At 49.0% G+C, this 6,830-nt stretch carries 3 protein-coding genes, 1 tRNA gene and 1 pseudogene; all 5 read left to right on the forward strand.

The genetic code is table 11. The annotated features are described in order from the left end of the window. The first annotated feature begins 504 nt into the window (after nt 1-504). The gene (locus tag NZ772_10855) at nt 505-3,087 is read left to right on the forward strand and encodes a glycogen/starch/alpha-glucan phosphorylase (GenBank protein MCS6814051.1); all 2,583 of its coding nucleotides are present in this window, start codon (nt 505-507) and stop codon (nt 3,085-3,087) included. Nucleotides 3,088-3,323: 236 nt separating this feature from the next. Continuing rightward, complete coding sequence (locus tag NZ772_10860; protein ID MCS6814052.1) at nt 3,324-4,148, forward strand: FAD binding domain-containing protein; 825 nt, start codon at nt 3,324-3,326, stop codon at nt 4,146-4,148. An 80-nt stretch (nt 4,149-4,228) separates the two neighbouring features. After that, nucleotides 4,229-4,315: transfer RNA gene (locus tag NZ772_10865), tRNA-Ser, on the forward strand. Nucleotides 4,316-4,476: 161 nt separating this feature from the next. Next, nucleotides 4,477-4,719 (forward strand): annotated as a pseudogene (locus NZ772_10870) (hypothetical protein). Nucleotides 4,720-4,839: 120 nt separating this feature from the next. Beyond that, nucleotides 4,840-6,830 (forward strand): CHAT domain-containing tetratricopeptide repeat protein (locus tag NZ772_10875; GenBank protein ID MCS6814053.1); only part of this gene is annotated, 1,991 nt, incomplete at its 3' end.

Below are 6,830 nucleotides of genomic sequence, written 5' to 3' on the forward strand. Positions count from 1 at the left end.
GCCTATTCCTAACTATCCACCCTTGGCTCCAGTACCCATACCGCGATAGGGTGTCAAGGTTATTCTGGTTTAGGACTGTTATACTTATCAGCTGCTCCCAACAATAGTACCCAGTGGGGGGAATAGGATATAATTCAAACGCTACTGCCATGGTCATTGACTACTGAAGGAAACAGCTAGCTACCCACTTACCTATCTATAAGCTCGTATTAATGACTGAGCCGTGTACGGGTGTTTATAGTAAGTCTCTATCGATAATTAGCAGGTACAGTGAGGCCAGTGTAGAGATATGCTTCCCGAGTTAGCATCTTTCCTTCACAGGCCTGTGTAAAGTCATACTCTTAGAATTGTGCCCTTACTTTCAAGATTGGATAGTTAATGACTGAATAACCTTAAAGCTTTCCTTAGTTCTGAGCATATGGCAAGTCATCCTGATTTAATCGGAGTGTGATACTCTGCCAAAAGCCAGTATTGCCAATAATCACTAGCAACCCGATAGAGCCTATGAGTCTCGATGCGTTGACCCAGGATAAATCCTCTGCTACGTTGTCCCAGAGCGTTCAAATTGAAGACGATCGCACGGGCACTAGCGTTGAAACCCTGAAGCGTGCTTTTGCCGACCACTTGTTTTACATCCAAGGTAAGTATGAGTCTGTCGCTACATTGACAGACTACTACATGGCATTGGCCTACACAGTGCGCGATCGTCTACTGCGTCGTTGGCTTAAGACGATGCAAACCTATTTGGAGCGGAAAGACACCAAGGTAGTTTGCTATCTATCCGCTGAGTTCTTGATGGGTCGCCATCTTGCCAACAACTTGATTAACTTGGGCCTCTATGACAAAGTAAAGCAAGCTGTGCATGAGTCAGGGCTGAGTTTAGATGAGCTGATTGAGCAGGAGCCAGAACCAGGATTGGGCAATGGTGGTTTGGGACGTTTGGCTGCTTGCTTTTTAGATTCGCTGGCCACCTTAGAAATTCCAGCGATCGGCTATGGCATTCGCTACGAATTTGGCATCTTTGAGCAATCAATTCAGGATGGTTGGCAGGCCGAAACTCCAGATAAATGGCTGCGCTTGGGTAACCCTTGGGAGTTAGCTCGCCCAGAAGATCGAGTAGAAGTGAAGTTAGGAGGGCACACCGAAATCTATAACGATGACAAGGGCCGCCCTAGGGTACGATGGATTCCTGAACGAACTGTAACTGGTGTTCCCTATGATACGCCTGTGCCAGGCTATGAGACCGTTACTGTGAACCCTCTACGCCTGTGGAAGGCAGAGTCTAGCGAAGAGTTTAACTTCCAAGCATTTGACACTGGCGACTATGATGGAGCTGTTGCCAGTAAGATTTCTTCAGAAACGATTTCTAAGGTTTTATATCCCAATGACAACACCCCCCAAGGGCGGCAGTTGCGTTTAGAGCAGCAGATTTTCTTCGTTTCCTGCTCACTGCAAGATATTGTGCGTCGTCACTTGCGGTTGCATCGTACCTTGGATAACCTGCACGAGCACTTTGCCATCCAGCTAAACGATACTCACCCAGCGGTAGCGATCGCCGAACTAATGCGGCTACTGTTGGATGAGCACAATATGGATTGGGACAAAGCCTGGTATATCACACAAAAAACCTTTGCCTACACCAACCATACCTTGTTGCCGGAAGCTCTTGAGCGTTGGCCCATCAGCTTATTTGGTAGCCTCTTGCCCCGCCATCTAGAAATCATCTACGAAATCAATCACCGCTTCTTGGATGACATTCGTGCTTGGTATCCCAACGATGAAGAGCGGGTATCCCGACTGTCAATCATCGAAGAGTATCCAGAAAAGAGTGTGCGCATGGCGAACTTGGCCACCATCGGCAGTCATGCTATCAATGGGGTTGCTGCACTCCATAGTGAATTGCTCAAGCAGAGCGTGTTAAAAGACTTTGCTGATCTCTGGCCAGAGCGTTTTAATAACAAGACCAACGGTGTCACACCGCGTCGATGGATCGTGTTAAGCAATCCTCGGTTGACACGACTCATTACTGAAAAGATTGGTAGCCGCTGGATTAAGCACTTGGATGAACTCCGGAAGTTGGAACCCTACGCAGATGACCCTGAGTTTCGCCGGACTTGGCGCGAGATTAAGCAGGCTAACAAGCGTGACTTAGCAGACTACATTTGCCAAGTGCGTGGCATAGAAGTGAACCCTGACTCTCTGTTTGATGTTCAGGTGAAGCGAATGCACGAGTATAAGCGGCAATTGCTCAATGTTTTGTATGTGATTACGGTATATAACCGGATCAAAGAGAATCCGAATCTTGATGTTGTGCCGCGGACTGTAATTTTTGCAGGTAAAGCAGCTCCGGGCTATTACATGGCAAAGCTAATCATTAAGTTGATTAACTCTGTGGGTGACGTTGTGAACCGAGATCCTGACGTGCGCGGACGCTTGAAGGTAGTGTTTTTGCCAAACTTTAGCGTGTCGTTAGGGCAACGGATCTATCCAGCAGCGGAATTGTCAGAACAGATTTCTACTGCGGGTAAGGAAGCGTCGGGTACGGGCAATATGAAATTTGCCATGAATGGGGCGTTGACAATTGGCACCCTAGACGGGGCCAATATTGAGATTCGTGAGGAGGTTGGGGCAGAAAACTTCTTCCTATTTGGCTTAACGGCTCAGGAAGTCATGGCTGCTAAGCAGCATGGGTATTATCCTCGTGGCTACTACGAGACCAATGCATCATTGCGGGCAGTTATTGACCGCATCAGTGGTGGGTATTTCTCGGCGGGTAACACCCGGCTGTTCGCTCCGTTGGTAGATTCCTTGATGCACACAGACACTTACATGCTGTTTGCAGACTACCAGTCCTATGTTGACTGTCAAGATCAAGTCAGCCAAGCCTATCGAGATCAAGATAATTGGACCCGAATGTCGATCTTGAATACGGCTCGATCGGGCAAATTTTCGTCCGATCGCACTATTCAGGAATATTGCACAGAAATTTGGCATGCAAAACCTGTGACCATCAACCTTGAAGATTACACCCACGCGTCCGCAGGCCTACGTGTTACAGCAAAGCCATTAGGTTCTCAAATGTCCTAATATAGATGGATTTGGGTCTGAAATAGATTCAGGTTGAAAAGCTAGTTACTGCCGGGAAGCCTGCCTGGGTTTCTCGGTGGCTTTGTGGCTATCGAAAAGAGAGTGTGCCAATTCAGTAGAGAGCCAATTTAACAGAAAAACCTTAGGTGGAGTAAGCGCCGATCAAACAGGTTGCACTGTAAGGGTTCTACAGTCTAAGATCACGAAGCTGGAATCCAAAATGGTATCTGAACAACATGGACTTATGCACTGTTGAAACCTATCTGCAGCCCACGAATCTGCATGATGTGCAAGATTGGCAGGCTGATTGGGCGTGGCTGGCTGGTGGAACGTGGCTGTTTACCCAACCACAGCCTCAGGTGAAAACCTTAGTGGACATGCAGCACTTAGGCTGGTCAGAGATTGAGTGCGCCTCTGATGGTTTGACGATCGGTGCAACCTGTGTCCTTAGTCACTTACTCCAAGCGACCTACCCTCCAGAATGGACAGCGGTTACAGCCTTGCATAGTGCTGTGCATGAATTGGCTTCTTTTAAGGTGCAGAATGTCGCTACAATCGGTGGCAATGTCTGTTTAGCCTTGCCAGCAGGCACCTTTGCTCCAGCCCTAGTGGCCTTGGGAGCTACGTACCGTCTGCTTGCACCCAATGGCTCTACCCGTAACGTGCCTGCCCTGGCGTTTCAAACGGGCGATCGACAAACGGTGCTGCAATCGGGGGAAGCCCTGCGTCAAATCTGGATTCCAGCAGAGTATCTTACCTGGCGTGTTGGATATCGGCGGATTTGCGTGGCAACGGCTGGCCTAGCAGTGACCATCGTTGTCGTTGCCTACAATCCCCGCACTGGTGCTACTCGCATTGCCATCGGAGCAGCGACTCCTGCTCCCCAATTACTCTCATTTACTGAGATGCCCTCACCCATGGCCATGGCAGCCGCTCTGGATGCCCAGTGCCCCCTTACGGCATACCTAGACAACGAACAAGCCAGTGCTGTCTATCGTCGTCATGTTACCCTGGTCATGATGCAACGAGCCTGTAACGATGCACTTTCTGCCAATCTGTAAGAAATTGCTGCACGGCTGGGACGATCGCCTGTTACCATAGAATGTCTGACGATCTAACAACACAATTTCGTTTTATCTCTGGAGAGATGGCCGAGTGGTTGAAGGCGCAGCACTGGAAATGCTGTTTAGGGGTAACTCTAACGAGGGTTCGAATCCCTCTCTCTCCGTTTCTGGTCATGGATGCTTGATGGATAGTTGTAAAAACCAAGCATTGGCAATGAAACCAATGGCAGCATGGTGGATGCGAATTTTGTTAATGGTGATAGCCTTTGCCTTCCTGGGCCAACTCTCTGTTGCCGCTAGTGAACGCATCCTAGATCGGGCAACCTGTTCCTTTGGAGGCAAGCCCCTCTATGGCAAGGTGCAGGTGGTGGAGAGCTTTCCTGATGTCAGAGTACAAGCAGTGGAATCATTTCCAGACTTGAAAGTGAAGCTTGTCTCCTCATTTCCGGACAGTTGCGGTGAATGGCAGATAGTGGAGTCGTTTCCCCATGTAAAAGTGCAGTTTGTTCAGAACTTCCCTGACATTAAAATTCAATATGTGAAAGCATTTCCTGGGTTAGTGAACTAACTGTCTAAAGTCACCACGTTACGTCAATCCACTCTGTAGCCACGTTGCTAGCTGGATGACGATCGCCAAACAATTAGCCTAGACTAGAGGCAACTCTGCCCTAAATGTATCGTCACAGGTATGAATTATCGAAACCGAACTAGTCCCAATAGGGTAGGTTGGCGATCGCTATCCGCAGGACTAATAGCTGGGATAGCTGGTGTATCAAGTAGTGTAGGGTTGCCATGGGTACAGACAGTAAGCCATGCTTACAGCAAGGTTTATGGCACAAGTCGTAACCACTATGATCAGATTCACAGTCTAGAGCATAACTCGTCTCAACTTTCTCTAGGTTGGCTGGCTCAGCAAGGCATAAGGCACGAAGAACAGGAAAACCGAGAGCAACAAGCAACCCTAGAAGCACTTCGGGTGTTACGAGAAACCTTAGCTATTACGCGGGCAACGGGTGATGTGGCTGGCCAGGTCAATATGTTAAGGGGGATTGGAGATTTATCCACAGAAATCCGAGACTATCAAGCTGCAATTGCTGCCTACCAGGAATTACTAGCTTTACAACAGTCTATAGCCCAGCCTCAAGTTGTGCTCAACACCCTATCTAGGTTGGCCTTTGTGTATAACCAGTTGGGGTTGTATGCCCAAGTACTGGAGGTATGGAACCAGTCCCTAGGGCTAAGCCGCCAGTTGGGTGACCCAACTCAGGAAGCAGCAGTGTTGAATAATCTCGGACAACTTTACAGTAACGTAGGTCAGTATGAGCGGGCATTGGCCCTGTATGAAGAGTCCCTGAAGGTATTGCAGAGTCTTGGCGATCCGGCAGTAATTTTGCCCCAACAGTGGAATAACATCGCCAGGATGCATCAGGAGTTAGGAAACTACGACATGGCCCTACGTTTTTACAATCAGGCATTGACGATCGCTGTGCATCGAGGCGATCAGGCTGGAGAAGGCACCATCCTAAGCAATATTGGCGGTGTATATGCTGTCCAAATGCAAAATCAAAAAGCCCTAGAACTTTATCAAGCCGCATTAGCCATCTACCAAGAGCAGGACTTGAGAGAGGAGGAAGGGGTAGCTCTGAACAACATTGGTTCGGTATACCACGACCTAAAGCAGTATAAGCAAGCATTGAATTATTATCAACAGGCATTGCAACGGTTTCAGCAAGAGCAAGCACGGCCTTCAATCGCAACAGCCCGGCAAAACATAGGGGCAGTGTTGCTTCGGTTGGGACAATATGACCTCGCGGAAGAGAACTTGAACCAAGCACTGGCAATTATGGAGGCGCTGCGTCCTGGCCTTGACGATCGTGCTCAAGTGTCCTTAGCCGATACCCAACGGAACAGCTACCACCTATTGCAGGAGGTTTTAGTGGCACAAGGCCGTCCAGAAAAGGCTTTAGAAGTGGCAGAGCGGGGACGTGCCCGCGCATTTGTAGAGTTGCTAGCTAAGCGACTAGTCAATCAACATAGGCAGATTGGTGCGGGGTCAAGGTTGAATGGAGGTGGTCAAGGTAAAACTAGTACGTCATCGATGGTTACTCAGGCCATTACCATCGAGGAGATTAAGCAGGTAGCACGGGAACAGAATGCAACGCTGGTACAATACACCGTTCTATTTGACGAGAACGATCGCAAGCCCGATCCCAGCTTACCTAACCTGTTTGTTTGGGTTGTTACTCCCCAGGGGCAGGTGACCGTGCGCTCAGTGAATCTGCACCAAGAGCTACCAGGGGTTACATCATTAACTGAACTAGTGAACGCAGGACGAAGCGAGGTGGTAGGAGGTAGCCGCGGAGTATCTGTAGCAGGGGTCGAAGAGCCAAAGCTAGCAACTTCACCAACAGAACCACCTACAGGGCTTGTGTTTCAAGAAAACCCCCAGTGGCTTAATCAGGCGAGGGAACAGATTCAGAGCGCTGTCAAGGAAACAGCATTGCAGCAACTGTATCAGGTGTTAGTAGAGCCGATCGCGGACTTGTTGCCGGCAGACACCAAAGGACGGGTGATTATGATTCCTCAGTCTCAACTGTTTTTGGTGCCCTTTCCAGCCTTGCAAGATGCCCAAGGGCACTATCTGATAGAGCGCTACACCCTAAGCACTGCCCCAGCTAT

Source organism: Cyanobacteriota bacterium (genome assembly GCA_025054735.1).
Classification (GTDB): Bacteria; Cyanobacteriota; Cyanobacteriia; order SKYG9; family SKYG9; genus SKYG9.

What these genes read in the sequence shown, in the direction of transcription:
- NZ772_10860 (MCS6814052.1), top strand. Translation starts at nt 3,324, where the DNA reads ATGGACTTATGCACTGTTGAAACCTATCTGCAGCCCACGAATCTGCAT.
- NZ772_10855 (MCS6814051.1), top strand. Translation starts at nt 505, where the DNA reads ATGAGTCTCGATGCGTTGACCCAGGATAAATCCTCTGCTACGTTGTCC.